This is a genomic window from Sphingobium limneticum (assembly GCF_008710165.1).
Lineage (GTDB): Bacteria > Pseudomonadota > Alphaproteobacteria > Sphingomonadales > Sphingomonadaceae > Sphingobium > Sphingobium limneticum.
In genome coordinates this window covers 243,912-260,039 of the sequence record NZ_VYQA01000002.1, presented here as the reverse complement: position 1 = coordinate 260,039, position 16,128 = coordinate 243,912, and the positions used below count along the sequence as shown (strand labels likewise).

Genomic DNA, 16,128 nt, shown 5'->3' with positions numbered 1-16,128 from the left:
GACTTTGCGCCGAGTACGGTGGCGCCCTTTGCGCGGCCGAGTTTCGCCGCTTTCGCGCCACCGCGCCCGGTCGCCTTTGAGGTTGAGCCGGTCGCGGAAAATGCATGGCAGGACGAAGATGAGGACGCACCCGTGGCTGAGCAGGATGAGCCTGTCCTGGATGAGGTGACGGAAGTAGAAGACTTTACCGAAATCGAACCCATTGCCGATGTTCAGGCCCAAGCCGAACCTCTGGCCGCGATCGAAGCGCCCGATGTCGATGCGCTGCGCGCCGACATGCTCGGTGAGATCGAGGCATTGCGCGCCGAAATCGCCTCGCTGCGGGCGATGCAGGCGCATGCGCCCTTCGCTCAGCCGGTCGCGGCACAGTCGGAAGTCGATCCCGAAGCGCTCAAGGCCTGCTTCACCCTGATCGAAGAACGGCTGTCGTCGCTGGAATTCCGGGCCGAGGAACAGGATACAGCGCTGCGCCGGGTATTGACCCTGCTGGTCGATTGGGTCGAGCGTGAGGAGCAGATGGCGGACCTTCAGGAAGGCGTCGCCGCCTGACCGGGTTTTGCCGATAATGGTTGAAGTTGGAGTGCTATGCAGAACGCCCTGTCTGTCGATGTCGAGGACTGGTTCCAGGTCGGCGCGTTCGAGCGCACGTTGCGGCGTGCCGACTGGGATGGCCTGACCCACCGCGTCGAAGGCAATACCGATGCGGTGCTGGACCTGTTCGCGCAGGCGGACGTCAAGGCGACCTTCTTCACGCTGGGCTGGGTTGCGGAACGTTATCCCGCGCTGATGCGGCGCATTGCCGAAGCGGGCCATGAAGTGGCCAGCCATGGCTATGACCATGCCCGCGTCTTCACCTTCACGCCCGAAGAGTTTCGCGCCGACCTGCGCAAATCGCGGGCGATCCTGGAGGATGCGAGCGGGCAGGCCGTGACCGGCTATCGCGCGCCCAGCTTTTCCATCGACCCGCGCACGCCCTGGGCGCATCCGATTCTGGCGGAGGAAGGCTATCGCTATTCCTCCAGCGTCGCGCCGATCCGGCATGACCATTATGGCTGGCCCGATTCGCCGCGCTTCGCGTGGAAACCGGTGGCGGGATCGCCTTTGGTCGAACTGCCGGTGACGACCGCCAAATGGGGCAAGCGCACTTTGGCGGCGGGCGGTGGCGGCTTTTTCCGCCTGCTGCCCTATGCATTTTCGCGCTGGGCGATCCGCCAGGTCAACGAACAGGCCGGCCGCCCCGCGATCATCTATTTCCATCCCTGGGAAATCGACCCGGATCAGCCGCGCGTGGCGGAAGCGCCGCTGCGGTCGCGCCTGCGCCATTATAGCAACCTGTCGGTGATGGCGGCCAAGCTGCGTCGCCTGACCAGCGATTTCGCCTGGACCCGCGTGGATGCGCTGGCCGATGCGGAAGCGGCGCGGGCGTCATGATGATTGACCATGCCGCCGATCTGGCGGTCGTGACGTTGGATGTCGGCGATGCGTCGCAGGCACAGGCGGCGGACGCTTTCGTCGCGAGCCACGCGGCGGGTATGCCTTTTCACCGCACCGCCTGGCTACGCGCCATAACCGCTGCCACCGGGCATCGCGCTGTGTTGCTGGCGGCCGTGGCACCCTCCGGCGATATCAAGGGGTTGCTGCCGCTACATCATGTGAAGAGCCGCTTGTTCGGGAACGCGCTGGTATCGACCGGCTTCGCCGTGGATGGCGGCCTGCTGGTGACTGACGACCGGGCGCTGGCACCGCTGGCCGCTGCGGCGATCCAATTGGCGCGGGACAAGGGCGCAATATCGGTGGAATTGCGCGGCGGACCGGCACCGGGCGGCGAATGGAGCAGTGCCGAGGGCGAATATGTCGGCTTCGTCCGGCCGATCGCGGTCGATGACGAGGCGGAATTGCTGGCCATACCGCGCAAACATCGCGCCGAACTGCGCAAGGCGCTGGCCAATCCTTCGCTCAGCGTCGAAGTCGGACGAACCGATCGGCTGCTGCGCGATCATTATCATGTTTATGCGACAAGCGTCCGTAATCTGGGCACGCCGGTATTCCCGGCGAAGCTGTTCAAATCGGTGTTGCAGCATTTCGGCGACGATGCCGACCTGCTGGTGGTGTGGCAGGATGACCGGCCGGTGTCGGCTGTCCTCTCCCTCTACCATCAGGGGCGGGCCATGCCCTATTGGGGCGGGGGCGTTGCCGATGCACGCCAACTGCGTTCCAACGAACTGATGTATTATCGTTTGATGGGCCATGGCCGCGCACGCGGCATGACCCATTTCGACTTCGGCCGATCAAAGGCCGGCAGCGGGCAGGCGGCCTGGAAGAAAAGCTTTGGCTTCGAACCGGTGCCGCGCGTCTATCATGACTGGGCGGCGGATGGGGCAGGGCGCGACGTCAATCCGCACAGCGCCAAATATCGACGGCGGGTCGACCTGTGGAAGCGGTTGCCGCTGCCGGTCGCGAACCTGTTGGGACCGATGATCTCGCGCGGTCTTGGTTGAAACACACACCAAATATTCAATCCTGATCGTTAGGATCAGGCACGGGTGGCAAGGGAAATACGTCCATGAATGCAATTACCGGTCTGGGCGTCATCATCGACGAAGCGCGGCTGTCCGACAGCGCGACGGTCGCGGAACTGGACGCCTGGGTGCTGGCGCATCCGAACTCGACGCCCTTCCACCGGCCCGGCTGGGTCATGGGTGTGGAAGCCGGCACCGGGCAGAAGGCCAAGATGCTGGTCGCGCGCCTGTTCGGCAAGGATATCGTCGGCCTGTTGCCGCTCACATCCATCCGCTCCGCCCTGTTCGGTCGTGCGCTCGTGAGCAGCGGTTTTGCCGTGGATGGCGGCATATTGACCACCGATCGCAAGGCGGGGACGGCATTGGCCGATGCCGCATGGATCATGGCCGAAAGGCTGGGCTGCGACACGTTGGAACTGCGTGGCGGCGAAACGCCAAGGGGGGCGTCATGGCAGGAAAAGGCCGACGCCTATCTCGGTTTCTCCCGTGCTCTGTCCGCCGACGATGAGGCCGAACTCAAGGCCGTGCCCAAGCGGCACCGGGCCGAAATCCGCAAGGGGATCGGCAATGACCTGACCTTCGAAATGGGTCGGGACAAGCGGTTGCGGGATATCCACTACCGGCTTTATGCGCACAGTGTCCATAATCTGGGTACGCCGGTCTTCCCCCGCGCGCTGTTCGACCAAGTGATGGATCGGTTCGGCGACGATGCCGATATCGCCATGGTGTCGAAGGATGGCGTACCGCTGTCAGCCGTGATCAGCCTCTATCATCGTGGTGCGTGCATGCCCTATTGGCATGGCGCGGCAGGTGGTGCGCGGGCGATGCGATCGAACGAATTTCTCTATTTCAGCCTGATGCGCGCCGCGAGGGAGCGGGGCTGCACCATCTTCGATTTCGGCCGGTCGAAGGTCGGCACCGGTCCCGCCGCCTGGAAGAAGACATGGGGGTTTGAGGGCGAGCCGCTCGGCTATCATCTGCGTACCGCGCCGGGCAAGGAAACGCGCGACGTCAATCCGCTCTCGCCCCAATATCGGCGCAAGGTCGAATTGTGGAAGAAACTGCCGGAGCCGATCGCCAACCTCATCGGCCCGCACATCGCGCGAGGGCTTGGATGAGCGGCGACATCCTCTTCCTCTGCCACCGTATTCCCTTTCCCCCGGATCGGGGCGACAAGATCCGGTCCTATCATCTGCTCAAGCGCCTGGCAGAGGTCGCCCCCGTCCATGTCGGCTGCTTCGCCGATGACGATCGCGACATGGGCTTTGCCGGCGAGATGGCGCAGAGTACGACCAGCCAGTGCGTGCTGATGCGCAACCGGTCGAAGGTCGTGGCCGGGCTGACCGGCCTAGCCAGGCGGCAATCCCTGCTCATATCCCTGTTCGATCATCCCGGCCTGCATCGCTGGGTGGCGCAGACTCTCGCGGAACGGCCGATCCGGGCCGTCGTCGCCTATTCGGCGCAGATGGCGCATTTCGTGCCGATGCTTCCGGCTGATGTACCTTTCCTCATGGATTTCGTCGATTTCGATTCCGCCAAATATGCCAGCTATGGCGCGCAAGGTGGTGGACCGATGGGCTGGATCAATCGCCGCGAAGGCCGCGTGCTGCTCGATTTCGAACGGCGGACGGCGGCACGGGCGGATATCAGCAGCTTCGTCAGTGAGGCGGAGGCGGCGCTGTTCCGCAAGGCCTGCGGCCTTGGCACCGATCGAGTAATCGCCATCGAGAATGGCGTGGCGCTCGACTATTTCGATCCTGCCGCCTGCTTTCCGTCGGTCGAACGGGCGGCGGGGCCGTTGCTCGTCTTCACCGGCCAGATGGATTACCGCCCCAATATCGAGGCAGTGGAAAGTTTCGCGCGCCAGACGCTGCCGGCGATCCGTACCGTTCATGCCGATGCGCGCTTCGCCATTGTCGGGCGCAATCCGGCTAAAGCGGTGGAAGCATTGGGGGGGCTGCCGGGCGTTATCGTGACCGGCGGCGTGCCCGATGTGCGGGGCTGGCTGGCGGCGGCGGATGTCGTCGTCGCGCCGCTGCGGATCGCGCGCGGCATTCAGAACAAGGTGCTGGAGGCGATGGCGATGGGTCGGCCCGTGGTCGCGTCTCCGCAAGCCGCCGAAGGCATCGACGCTACGGATGAAGCACATTTCCTGATAGCGGCCAACCCTGCGGAAGAGGCGGCCAAAGTCGTCGCGCTGCTTGCCGATCCGGCGCGCGCGCAGCGCCTTGGCCTGGCCGCCCGCGCGCGGATGGAGGAGCGCTATCGCTGGTCCTCCACACTTGCCCATCTGCCCGACCTGCTGTTCGGCCAAGCCGCCGCCGGCGTGCAGGCCGCGTGACCGATCGCGCTATCCCGATGGACCGGCTGCCACTGACCGATCTGGCAGGCTGGCGTGGTCATCTGACCGCGCTGGGCATCGTCGCCTTCGCGATATTGGCGCTATTTTTTGCCGATGTGCGCAGCATGGTGTCGATCTGGTGGAACGCCTCCACCTTCGGCCATTGCATGTTCATCCCCTTCCTCATCGCCTGGCTGGTGCAGCAGCGGATGCCGGGCCTGCGCCAGTTGGAACCGGTCGCCTGGGCGCCGGGGCTGATATGGTTGGGGCTGGGTGCCTTCGCCTGGCTGCTGGGCGCGGCCGCGGGTGTGGCGATGGTGCGTCATGGCGCGCTGGTCCTGATGTTGCAGGGCGCGACCATCGCGTTGCTGGGTCCGGCCGTAGCGCGGGCCTTGCTCTTCCCGCTCTTCTACGCCTTCTTCATGGTGCCATTTGGCGAGGAGATCGTCCCGCCGCTCCAATTGCTGACGGCCCGCCTCGCCATGCTGCTGCTCGACCTGTCGGGTGTGCCGGCGCATATGGAGGGCATCTTCATCACCACCCCGACCGGCTATTTCGAAGTGGCGGAGGCCTGTTCCGGGGCGAAATTCCTGATCGCCATGACGGCTTATGGCACGCTGGTCTGCAACGTCTGTTTCACAAGCTGGTCGCGCCGCGCGGTGTTCATGATCGGCGCGCTCAGCCTGTCGGTGCTGGCCAATGGCGTGCGCGCCTTCACCACCATATTGGTCGCGCATCTGACGACGGTGGATGCCGCCGTGGGTTTCGATCATGTCGTCTATGGCTGGGTCTTCTTCGCGATCGTCATGGTCGTGGTGATGGCGACGGCCTGGCCGTTTTTCGATCGTAAGCCCGGCGATCCCTGGTTCGATCCGCGTGCGTTGCAGGGCGCGGTAAAGGGTACATCGCGGGCGGGTGGGATCGCAGGTACGGCGTTGGCGATGATCGTCGCCGCACCGCTTTGGCTCGCTGCTACGGCTGCCGCTGCCGATCCGTTGCCGCCTGTATTGGCCATGCCCAATGTCGCCGGCTGGACGCGGACCGCCACGCCGCAGGCCTATCCATGGAAGCCGCGCTTCGATGGCGCCGACCATTTCGTGATCGGCCGCTATAGCAATGGGCGTGGACAGGTGGTGGACCTTGCCATCGCGGCCTATGCGGCGCAGGGGGAGGATCGCAAGCTTGTGGGCTTTGGCCAGGGCGCGGCCGATCCCAATAGCGAATGGGTCTGGTCCTCGCCTGCACGCGCCCCGGCGGATGCGCGCGGCGAACAGATTACGGCGCCCGGTCCGGTCGTGCGCCATGTGGTGAGTTTCTACCGCGTCGGCCATGGTGCCACGACCGGCAGCAGGCCGGCGATCAAGATGGCGACGATGAAGGCGCGGCTGCTGGGACAGGATCAGCGCGCCGTGGCCATCCTGGTGTCGGCGGAGGAAGCGGAAGGTCGCCCGTCCGATGCCGCGATCGGCGCTTTCCTGACCGATCTGGGCGACGTGCAGCTTTTGGCTGACCGCAGCGTGGGTATCCGATGAAAAAGTCGGGGCTTCGTCAGGCTCAGCCCGAACGGGGTATGATTTGCCGGTCGATCCTTTAAAGGCCAGAATATGTGCGGCATAGCGGGCATCTTCCATCTCGAAACGGCCAAGCCCGTGGACCCGGCACGGGTGCGCGCGATGCTGGACGTCATGCCGCATCGCGGCCCGGACGGCAGCGGTATCTGGACCGCGCCGGGCGTAGGCCTTGGCCATTTGCGCCTGTCGATCATCGACCTGGAATCCGGCGCGCAGCCGATGTTGACCGAGGATGAAAGTCTGACGGTCGTGTTCAACGGCGAAATCTATAATTTCGCCGAAGTGCGTGCCGAACTGGAGGCGAAGGGCCATGTCTTTCGCACCCATAGCGATACCGAAGTTATTCTCCACGGCTATCGCCAATGGGGGGAGGATTGCGTGCAGCGCTTCAACGGCATGTTCGCTTTCGCGCTGTTCGATGCGCGAGCGCAGGCTTTGTGGCTGGTGCGCGACCGCATGGGGGTCAAGCCGCTCCATTATGCCCTGCTGTCGGACGGCAGCCTGATCTTCGGATCGGAGTTGAAAAGCCTGCTCGCCCATCCGCTGCTGCGGCGCGCGCCGGATCTGTCGGCGGTCGAGGATTATATGGCCTATGGCTATGTGCCCGACGATGCCTGTTTGGTGGCGGGCGTGCGCAAACTGGGCGCGGGCGAGACGTTGCGGCTGGTGCGGGGTCGGCCATTGCCGCAACCGCAACGCTATTGGGACGTCAGCTTTGCCGACCGGACGAAAGCGAAGCCCGAGGCGCTGGAAGAAGAACTGGTCGCGCTGATGCGGCAGGCGGTGCGATCGCGCATGGTCGCCGATGTGCCATTGGGCGCCTTTCTTTCGGGCGGGGTCGATAGCAGCAGCGTCGTCGCGTTGATGGCGGAGGCGTCCAGCCAGGCCGTCAAGACCTGCACTATCGGCTTCGACGTCGCCAGCCTGGACGAGACGGCTTTTGCCGATCGCATCGCACGCCGTTTCGCCACCGATCATCGTACCCGCATCGTATCACCGGATGATTATGGATTGATCGACCGGCTGGCCTTCCATTTCGACGAGCCTTTCGCGGACGCGTCCGCGCTGCCGACTTTCCGGGTGTGCGAATTGGCGCGCGAGCAGGTGACGGTCGCGCTGTCGGGCGATGGCGCGGACGAAGCCTTTGCCGGTTATCGCCGCCATCGCTTCCAGATGCAGGGCGAGCGCTTCCGGTCGTTGATGCCGGCTTCGGTGCGCCAGCCCTTGTTCGGGACGCTCGGCAAATATTATCCCAAGGCCGATTGGGCACCGCGCGCGCTGCGGGCCAAATCCACCTTTCTGGAATTGGCCGGGGAGGGCGGGGAAGCCTATGCCGCGTCGGTCGGCGTGACCCCGCACCCGCTGCGCCAACGACTGTTCAGTCAGGAGATGAAGAGCCGGCTTGGCGCCTATCGGGCGGAAGACCGCTATATCAAGGCGATGGCCGATGCCCCGGCGCGCGACCCGCTCGACCGGGCGCAATATGCCGATATCCGTATCTGGTTGCCCGGCGACATCCTGACCAAGACCGACCGGATGAGCATGGCCGTCAGCCTGGAGGCGCGTGAGCCGCTGCTGGATCATCGCTTGGTCGAGTTCGCTGCCCGCCTGCCGGTGGCGCAGCGCATTCGCGGCAATAGCGGCAAATATCTGCTGAAGAAGGCGATGGAGCCGTTCCTGCCGCAGGACATACTCTATCGCCAGAAAATGGGGTTTGTGACTCCGATCAGCGCATGGTTCCGTGGCGCACTGGCGGGCGAGGCGACGGCGATCGCCGGGGGATCGGCGCTGGCCAAGACCGGCTGGTTCGATACGTCCATGCTGGCGAAGGTCGCGGCCGATCACCGGTCGGGCGTCTCCGACCATGGTCGGCTGCTGTGGCAGTTGCTGATGCTGGACAAGTCGCTGACGCGTCTGTTCGGGGCATGAGCAACGCTGCACGCAACGGGCTTGGGTTCGTCGTAATGCTGGGCGCACCGTGGCTGGTATGGCTCAGCTTCGCGCATCTCGTGCGGCCTGTCATCAGTGGGGGCGTCGTTGCGTTGATCGCGGCTGCTCTTTCGGTGATGGCGGGGATGAGCGGTTTCTGGCTGCTGGGCCTTCCATTTGCCCGCCTGCACGAGAAATATCTGCTGGGCCTCCTGTCGGCCTACGCCGTCATGGTTATTCTGGCGCAGCCGTTCATCGGGCTTATGGCGATATGTTCCACCGGCGATTGTATATAGCGGCCCTTGCAACGCATCGTCCGCAGTGCCAACGGGGCGCATGACGATTAACAGGGCGCAACGGTGACAGTCTCCAAGGAAATCGTGCGGCTGCGGCTTTATGCGCTGTGTCTGGCGGGGGACATGGCGGGCCTGTTCTGCGCCTTTCTGGCTGCCAACTGGTTCGTGCTGGGCGCGCTGTGGGGTGAGCCGGGCAAGCCCCATGGCCTGGTGATGTTCGCCATGATCGCGCCGCTTTATGCGTTGCTGGCGGTGCAGGGCGGCGCCTATGGCATCAACACGCTCGATCGGGTGCGGCGCGGCATCGTGCGCGCGCTCTGGGCGCTGGCGCAGGCCGCCTTGCTGATGCTGCTAATCGTCTATCTGGGCAAAATCGCCGAGCAACTGTCGCGTCTGACCTTTATCACAGGGCTGTCGCTGGGTGCAGTCGCGGTGTCCTTGGTGCGGCTGGCGGTCGCACGGTTGGCGGTCACTGTGCTGGGTGACGTGCCGCATCTGACCGCCGTCATCCTGGATGGCGTTGCGATCGAGACGGGGCCGCATATGGATGTGATCGACGCCGATGCCGCCAACCTTCATCCCGAACGGCATGACGCGGACATGGCGGCCCGGCTGGCGGCGGCGGTCGGCATGGCGGAGCGGGTGATCGTCGCCTGTCCGCTCGATCGGATGACCGACTGGTCGGCGGCGCTCAAGTCGCTGTCGGCGCGGGGCGAGATTGTCGTGCCGGAATTGCTGCGTTTCGCGCCGGCCCGGATCGACGAGTTTGACGGCCAGCCGACGATCATCGTCGCGGGCGGTCCGCTGCATTTCCGCGATCGCCTGATCAAGCGCCTGTTCGACCTGATCGTCGCCACGGTCGCCACGATCCTGCTGTCGCCGATCCTGATCGGGGCGGCGCTGGCCGTGCGGCTGACCAGCCCCGGCCCGGCGCTGTTCCGCCAGCCGCGTATCGGCAAGGATGCCCGTCCCTTCGCCATCTACAAATTCCGGTCGATGCGCAGCGAGGCGAGCGATCATAGGGCCGCTACACTGACGAAGCGCGACGATGATCGCGTCACCCGCGTCGGCGCCTTCCTGCGCAAGACCAGCATCGATGAGCTGCCGCAGCTGTTCAACGTGCTGAAGGGCGACATGAGCATCGTCGGCCCGCGGCCGCATGCCGCCGCCGCCAAGGCGGGCGACAGCCTCTATTGGGAGGTGGATGCGCGCTATTGGGAGCGGCATTGCATCAAGCCGGGCATGACCGGCTTGGCGCAGGTGCGCGGCCATCGCGGCTCCACCGATCATCATCAGGATCTGATCGACCGGCTTCAATCCGACCTGGAATATGTCAGCGACTGGTCGATCTGGCGCGACCTGCGGATCATCGTCGCCACGCTGGGCGTTCTGGTCCATCACAAGGCCTATTGAGCGATGGCGACCAACCTGACCCTTGCCGCGATTTTGCTGCTCTGCCTGACCGTGGTGGCGTGGCCGTTTCTTTCCTATCCGCTGATCCTGCGCCTGCTATCGACACGGCCCGAAGCGCCTGTCGAAGGAGCGGTGCCGAGCGCCTCTCTGCTGTTCTGCGCCTATAATGAAGCAGCGGCGATACCGGAGAAGCTGGCCAATCTGGCGATGCTGAAGGCGCGGCATCCCACGCTGGAAATCCTCGCCTTCGACGATGGATCGTCGGACGGTACAGGCGACTTGATCGCCGCGCAGGGCAGCCTCGTGACGTTGATCCGTGGCCCCGGCCGCAGCGGTAAGGCGCATGGCATGAAGCAACTGGCGGCGCGGGCGCGTGGCGACGTGCTGATCTTCACCGACGCCAATGTGCTGCTGGATCCGGACGCGATCGACAATCTGCTGGCGCGCTATGCCGACCCGCAGGTGGGCGGCGTGCTGGGTTCGCTCCATTATATCGGCGCGGAAGGCAGCGCGACCGCTTCGGTCGGTTCGCTCTACTGGCGGATCGAGGAGAAGCTGAAGGACGAGGAATCGCGCACCGGCAATGTGCTGGGCGCGGATGGCTCCATCTTCTCTATCCGGCGCAGCCTTTATCCCGACTTCCCTGACAGCGTGCTGGACGATCTGACCGTGTCCATGGCCGTTGTCTTCGCCGGCCAGCGGCTCGTCAAGGCGAAGGATGTGATCGCGCGGGAGCGCCTCGTCACTGCCCGTAAGGACGAATATCGGCGCAAGGTGCGGATCGCCGCGCGCGCATGGCACACTCATGTCCATCTGCGCCCGCAATTGCGGCGCATGGGCGCGCTCGACCGGTTCAAATATGCCTCGCGCAAGATCGTGCGCTGGTTCGGCGGATTGTTCATCCTGATCGGCGCGGTGGCGGCCGGGGCGCTGGCCATGCGGCTGTCGCCTGCGCTTTATCTGGCGGGGGCTTTGGGTGTGGCGCTGATCATCTGGATCGGCGTACGGGCGAAGAGCGGTCCCTTCGCCGCGCTGGTCGATATATTGATCGCTTATGCCGCGACGTTGCAAGGCGTGGCCAAAGCGATGACGGGGCGGACCGTCACCGTGTGGAACCCCGCCCAGTCACGCTAAGCCGGGCCTATTGCCCCTTCACATAGACGCGCTTGCCGCCGATCCAGGTTTCCAGCACCTGCGTCTGGCGAATGTCGGCGGGACGCGAAGCGGAGATATCCCGGTCGATTAGCAGGAAGTCGGCGCGCTGGCCGGGGACCAAGCTGCCGAACTTCTTCTCCGCAAAACCGGCATAGGCCGCCTGCCGCGTGAAGCCGTCGAGCGCCGCGTCGAACCCGATCCGCTGTTCGGGTTTCCAGCCGCCGGCCGGTTCGCCCTTCGCATCCTCGCGGCTCATCGCCACGGCAATGCCGGCGAAGGGATTGGGGCTTTCCACCGGCACGTCGGACCCCAAGGCGAGGGGGACGCGATTGTCCAGCATGGTCTTCCACGCATAGGCACCGTCGAGTCGCGCTTCACCTAGCCGCGCGGTCGCCATGCGCCAGTCGGACGCCTCATGCACCGGCTGCATCGACGCGATCGCGCCCAGCGGGCCGAAGCGCGGCAGGTCGCTTGGGCTGATGATCTGCGCATGTTCGACACGCCAGCGCCGGTCGCCCTTATAGGTGTCGTTCAGTTCCTCAATCGCGTTCAGCACTTCATGATTGGCGGCGTCGCCGATCGCGTGGACGGCGACCTGGAAATTGTCCATCGCCGCGCGGCTCATGAAATTACGCAACTGCGTGTCGGGGATCATCGGCAGGCCGCGTTGGCCCGGCGCATCGGCATAGTCCGCGCGCAGCCAGGCCCCGCGCGAACCCAGTGCGCCGTCGAGCAGCAGCTTCACGCCGCCCATGCGCAGATGATCGTCATAGAGCCAAGGCGTCGGCTCCGGCCCGGCGATCAGCACCATATTGTCGATGCCATAGGCATAGGACATGATTCGCACGCGCAGCGCGCCGCGATCCGCCGACCGGCGGAAAGCCTGCCAATCCTCGATGCTGGTCCCCATGTCGGCAATGCCGGTGATGCCCACAGCCAGCAGCGCGCGCTGCGCCTTTTCCAGTGCGGTGTCGCGGTCCCTGGGCGCCGGGGGTGGCACGACTCGCTGGATCAACTCCATCGCCTTGTCGACGAAGACGCCGGCCGGCTTCCCGCCCGCCATTTCGATCCGGCCGCCCATGGGCGCCTTGGTCGTCGCGCTAATGCCTGCCGCGCGGATCGCGGCGCTATTGGCCCAGCCGGCATGGCCATCGACCCGCTCCAGCCACACCGGCATGTCGCCGACGGCGGCGTCCAGTTCGGCGGCGGTGGGGAAGCGGCCCAGACCCCATTGTTCCTGATTCCAGCCGGTGCCGATGATCCATTTGCGGCTGTCATTGGCCTGCGCATAGGCACGGATCTTCGTCTGCGCCTCCGCCAGCGATCGCGTGTCCGACAGGTCGAGCGTGATGAGCGACAGGCCATAGCCCATGACATGCCCATGCGCGTCGATCAGGCCAGGGATCATCGTCTTGCCGCCGGCGTCCATCTTGAACGCGGGTGCCTTGGGCCGTTCGGGCCACGGCTGGCCCTTTTTAGGCTTTTTAGGCTTATATTCCGGTTCCTTGTACCGCTCCGTCAGCAGCTTTTCGACCTTGCCATCATCGTCGATCTGCAAGGCGACAAAGCGCACGACCTTGCCATTGGCGTCGAGCGCGATGCCGTTCACATTGTCGATGACGCCGAATGCCATGGCGGAAGACGGAAGCGTGATCGCGGCGATCGCCGCCAGCCATGCCGCCTTCATGCGCGGGTGATCCGTCGTACCAGCGCGCTGGTATCCTGCCGATTGCCGCCCAGCGCCTGCACATCGGCATAATATTGATCGACTAGCGCCGTCACCGGCAGGGTCGCGCCATTGGCGCGCGCCTCTTCCAGCGCCAGGCCCAGATCCTTGCGCATCCAATCGACCGCAAAGCCGAAATCGAAACTATCCTGCGCCATCGTCTTCCAGCGATTTTCCATCTGCCAGCTTTGTGCCGCGCCGCCGGAAATCGCTTCGAACACCTTGTCCAGATCCAGTTCGGCCGCTTGCGCGAAACGCAATGCTTCCGACAGGCCCTGCAACACGCCGCCGATGCAAATCTGGTTCACCATCTTGGTGGTCTGGCCCGCGCCCGCCGTGCCGACATGCACGATCCGCGCGGCATAGGCCTGCATTACCAGCTTGGCGGCCGCGACCGCCGGTTCGCTGCCCCCGCACATGATCGACAGCTTGCCGTTCTCGGCGCCCGCCTGACCGCCCGACACCGGCGCATCGACGCTATGGATGCCGCGACTTTCGCCCTCGACGAACAATTGCCGCGCGATCCGCGCCGACACGGTGGTATGGTCGATGAACAGGCTGCCTTCGCGCATCGTGCGGAACGCGCCCTCGCGGCCCAGCGTGATTTGCGACAGGTCATCGTCATTGCCGACGCAACTGATGACGATATCCGCTTCCTCGGCGGCCTTGGCCGGCGTGATCGCTACAGCGCCACCATAGGCGTCCGCCCACAGCTTCGCCTTGCCGATGGAACGATTATAGACGGTCAGGCTATGCCCCGCCTTGGCCAGATGTCCTGCCATAGGGCCGCCCATGACGCCCAACCCGATAAAAGCGATATTAGCCATATGCCTCGTACATTTAGTGCGCAGGGCCTGCCATAGGGCCAGTTTTCCGACAGTGCCAGTTTCTTCGCCCGCAATTTTCGTTTAGGGGCGCGGCCATGACTACGCTCGCAAAGATCGAAAGCGCCCTGCCGCTGCCCATCACCGTCGATGACATACTTGCCGCGCGGACCCGTATTTCGGGTGCGCTCGTCAAGACGCCGACGCTGATTAGTCAGACGCTTTCCAACATGTTGGGTTGCAACGTCTATCTGAAATTCGAAAATCTTCAGTTCACCGCCGCCTATAAGGAGCGCGGCGCACTCAATCGTCTGCTGCAACTGGATGACGCGGCAAAGGCCAAAGGCGTGATCGGCGCCTCGGCCGGCAATCACGCGCAGGGGCTGGCCTATCATGGCAAGCGGCTGGGCGTGCCCGTCACCATCGTCATGCCCACCACAACCCCCACGGTGAAGGTGACGCAGACTCAGGGCCATGGCGCGACCGTTGTGCAATATGGCGAGAAGTTCGACGACGCCTATGCCCATGCCCGTCTGCTGGAGGTCGAGCAGGGCCTGACCTTCGTCCATCCCTTCGATGAGCCAGACATCATGGCCGGACAGGGCACCGTTGCGCTGGAAATGCTGGAAGACGCGCCGGAAATCGACACGCTGGTCATCCCGATCGGTGGCGGCGGCCTGTTTTCGGGCATGGCGACGGCGGCGCGGGCGATGAAGCCGGATATCCGGCTGGTCGGCGTGCAGGCCGAACTCTATCCGTCCATGTATGATTTCATCAAGGGCGCGGACCTGGCCTGCGACGGCGATACGCTGGCGGAAGGCATTGCAGTCAAGCAGCCCGGCGAAATCACCCGCCGCGTGGTCGAGCGGCTGGCCGACGATATCCTGCTGGTCACCGAACGGCGGCTGGAAGAGGCGGTGAGCCTGCTGCTCCAGATCGAAAAGACGGTGGTCGAAGGCGCAGGCGCCGCAGGACTCGCCGCTTTGCTGACCTATCGCGAGCAGTTTGTCGGTCGCAATGTCGGGCTGGTGCTGACCGGCGGCAATATCGACACGCGGTTGCTGGCCAATGTGCTGCTGCGCGATCTGGCGCGCTCGGGCCGTCTGGCGCGTCTGCGGATCATCCTTCAGGATCGTCCCGGCGCGCTGTTCCATGTCGCCCGCATCTTCGATCAGGAAGCGGTCAACATTCTGGAACTGGCGCATCAGCGTATCTTCACCAACCTGCCGGCCAAGGGCCTCAGCCTCGACGTCGAATGCGAAACGCGGGACCGGGCGCACCTTCAACGGCTGATCGCCGCGCTGGGTGAAGCAGGCTATGAGGTCGCGCCGATCGAGGTTGCGTAAGGGCGGGACGATGGCTCCCGCTTTTTCGTGGTAAACGCCCTTTTCACAGGGGCGTGGTGACGGCATATATCCGAAGCATGAGCAAACCCCGCCGTCACCATGAATGGGAGCCTGGAGCGTGACAGCCGCATTCCGTTTTCCCCGCTTCTTCGTGACCAATCCCAGCCCATGCCCCTATCTGCCGGGCAAGAGCGAGCGGAAGGTGTTTACCGAACTCAACGGCGACAATGCGGCTGAACTCAACGATGCGCTGGGGCGGATCGGTTTTCGCCGCAGCCAGAATGTCGCCTATCGCCCCAGTTGCGCCGACTGCTCCGCCTGCGTGTCGGTGCGGGTCGTCGCCAGCGAGTTTCAGCCCAATGCGACTCAGCGCAAGCTGATCCGACGCAACAGCGATTTGATCGCCACGGCGTGCAAGCCCTGGTCGACCGAAGAGCAGTTTGCGCTGCTTCAGCGCTATCTGGTCGATCGTCACCCCGGTGGCGGCATGACCGAGATGGACGAGATGGACTTTGCCGACATGGTCGAGCAGACGCCGGTCGACAGCTATATCATCGAATATCGCGAACCCGGCGTCGATGGCCGCCCCGGCAAGCTGATCGGCGCCTGCCTGACCGATCGGCAGGGTGACGGTCTGTCGATGATCTACAGCTTCTTCGACACGACGCTGGAGCATCGGCCGGGCCTGGGCAATTATATCATCCTGGACCATATCACCCGTGCCGCCGCTGCAGGACTGCCTTATGTCTATCTTGGCTATTGGGTCGATGGGTCGCCGCGGATGCAGTATAAGGTCCGCTATCGTCCGCTGGAAAAACTCAGCCGCAGCGGTTGGGTGCGTTTCGATCCGCACGAGCAGGCGCAGGCCATTCGCGGCGTCCAGCCGCGCGACGAACCACCGCTGCCGGTCGAACTGGTCGGCATGTTTCGGAAATAGAGATCGCCTCGATTATACTTTGGTCTAAGTTATTGATTAATATTGGTCGTGTTGTTTTGGCCCTTTAGTCA

Annotated in this window: 13 protein-coding genes; 11 read left to right on the top strand and 2 right to left on the bottom strand. The window is 64.4% G+C overall.

The window, feature by feature from the left end; translation table 11 throughout:
* The first annotated feature begins 585 nt into the window (after nt 1-585).
* The 9 genes from F4U95_RS03295 to F4U95_RS03255 all read left to right on the top strand — a co-directional run bounded on the left by F4U95_RS03295 (nt 586) and on the right by F4U95_RS03255 (nt 11,203).
* Nucleotides 586-1,431 (top strand): XrtA system polysaccharide deacetylase, encoded by an 846-nt coding sequence (locus F4U95_RS03295; RefSeq protein ID WP_150424556.1) that lies wholly within the window; start codon nt 586-588, stop codon nt 1,429-1,431.
* Nucleotides 1,428-2,498 carry a FemAB family XrtA/PEP-CTERM system-associated protein gene (locus tag F4U95_RS03290; RefSeq protein ID WP_150424555.1) on the top strand — a complete coding sequence of 357 codons (1,071 nt, stop codon included), beginning with the start codon at nt 1,428-1,430 and terminating at the stop codon, nt 2,496-2,498. Before F4U95_RS03295 ends, F4U95_RS03290 begins: the two co-directional genes overlap by 4 nt.
* Before the next feature lie 65 nt (nt 2,499-2,563).
* Nucleotides 2,564-3,637 carry a FemAB family XrtA/PEP-CTERM system-associated protein gene (locus F4U95_RS03285; protein ID WP_150424554.1) on the top strand — a complete coding sequence of 358 codons (1,074 nt, stop codon included), beginning with the start codon at nt 2,564-2,566 and terminating at the stop codon, nt 3,635-3,637.
* Nucleotides 3,634-4,860: a TIGR03087 family PEP-CTERM/XrtA system glycosyltransferase gene (locus F4U95_RS03280; protein WP_150424553.1), complete on the top strand. Its 1,227-nt coding sequence runs from the start codon at nt 3,634-3,636 to the stop codon at nt 4,858-4,860. Before F4U95_RS03285 ends, F4U95_RS03280 begins: the two co-directional genes overlap by 4 nt.
* Before the next feature lie 17 nt (nt 4,861-4,877).
* Nucleotides 4,878-6,392, top strand: a complete 1,515-nt coding sequence (gene xrtA, locus F4U95_RS03275) for an exosortase A (protein ID WP_425505030.1) — start codon at nt 4,878-4,880, stop codon at nt 6,390-6,392.
* A 72-nt stretch (nt 6,393-6,464) separates the two neighbouring features.
* On the top strand, nt 6,465-8,360 hold the full coding sequence (locus F4U95_RS03270) for an XrtA/PEP-CTERM system amidotransferase (RefSeq protein ID WP_150424551.1): 1,896 nt from the start codon (nt 6,465-6,467) through the stop codon (nt 8,358-8,360).
* On the top strand, nt 8,357-8,656 hold the full coding sequence (locus F4U95_RS03265; RefSeq protein WP_150424550.1) for a hypothetical protein: 300 nt from the start codon (nt 8,357-8,359) through the stop codon (nt 8,654-8,656). Before F4U95_RS03270 ends, F4U95_RS03265 begins: the two co-directional genes overlap by 4 nt.
* A gap of 63 nt (nt 8,657-8,719) precedes the next feature.
* Nucleotides 8,720-10,069: a sugar transferase gene (locus F4U95_RS03260; protein WP_150424549.1), complete on the top strand. Its 1,350-nt coding sequence runs from the start codon at nt 8,720-8,722 to the stop codon at nt 10,067-10,069.
* Between the two features lie 3 nt (nt 10,070-10,072).
* Nucleotides 10,073-11,203 carry a glycosyltransferase family 2 protein gene (locus tag F4U95_RS03255; protein WP_150424548.1) on the top strand — a complete coding sequence of 377 codons (1,131 nt, stop codon included), beginning with the start codon at nt 10,073-10,075 and terminating at the stop codon, nt 11,201-11,203.
* Nucleotides 11,204-11,210: 7 nt separating this feature from the next.
* Here the strand turns inward: F4U95_RS03255 and F4U95_RS03250 are convergent, their stop codons facing one another.
* Both F4U95_RS03250 and F4U95_RS03245 read right to left on the bottom strand, forming a co-directional pair.
* Nucleotides 11,211-12,911 (bottom strand): amidohydrolase, encoded by a 1,701-nt coding sequence (locus tag F4U95_RS03250; RefSeq protein WP_150424547.1) that lies wholly within the window; start codon nt 12,909-12,911, stop codon nt 11,211-11,213.
* Nucleotides 12,908-13,777 (bottom strand): NAD(P)-dependent oxidoreductase, encoded by an 870-nt coding sequence (locus F4U95_RS03245; protein ID WP_120249612.1) that lies wholly within the window; start codon nt 13,775-13,777, stop codon nt 12,908-12,910. The genes F4U95_RS03250 and F4U95_RS03245 overlap by 4 nt, the downstream gene beginning before the upstream one ends.
* Nucleotides 13,778-13,872: 95 nt before the next feature.
* Between F4U95_RS03245 and F4U95_RS03240 the strand changes: the two genes are divergently transcribed.
* Both F4U95_RS03240 and F4U95_RS03235 read left to right on the top strand, forming a co-directional pair.
* On the top strand, nt 13,873-15,120 hold the full coding sequence (locus F4U95_RS03240; RefSeq protein WP_150424546.1) for a threonine ammonia-lyase: 1,248 nt from the start codon (nt 13,873-13,875) through the stop codon (nt 15,118-15,120).
* 118 nt (nt 15,121-15,238) lie between these two features.
* The gene (locus F4U95_RS03235; RefSeq protein WP_120251971.1) at nt 15,239-16,057 is read left to right on the top strand and encodes an arginyltransferase; all 819 of its coding nucleotides are present in this window, start codon (nt 15,239-15,241) and stop codon (nt 16,055-16,057) included.
* The last annotated feature ends 71 nt before the right edge of the window (nt 16,058-16,128 follow it).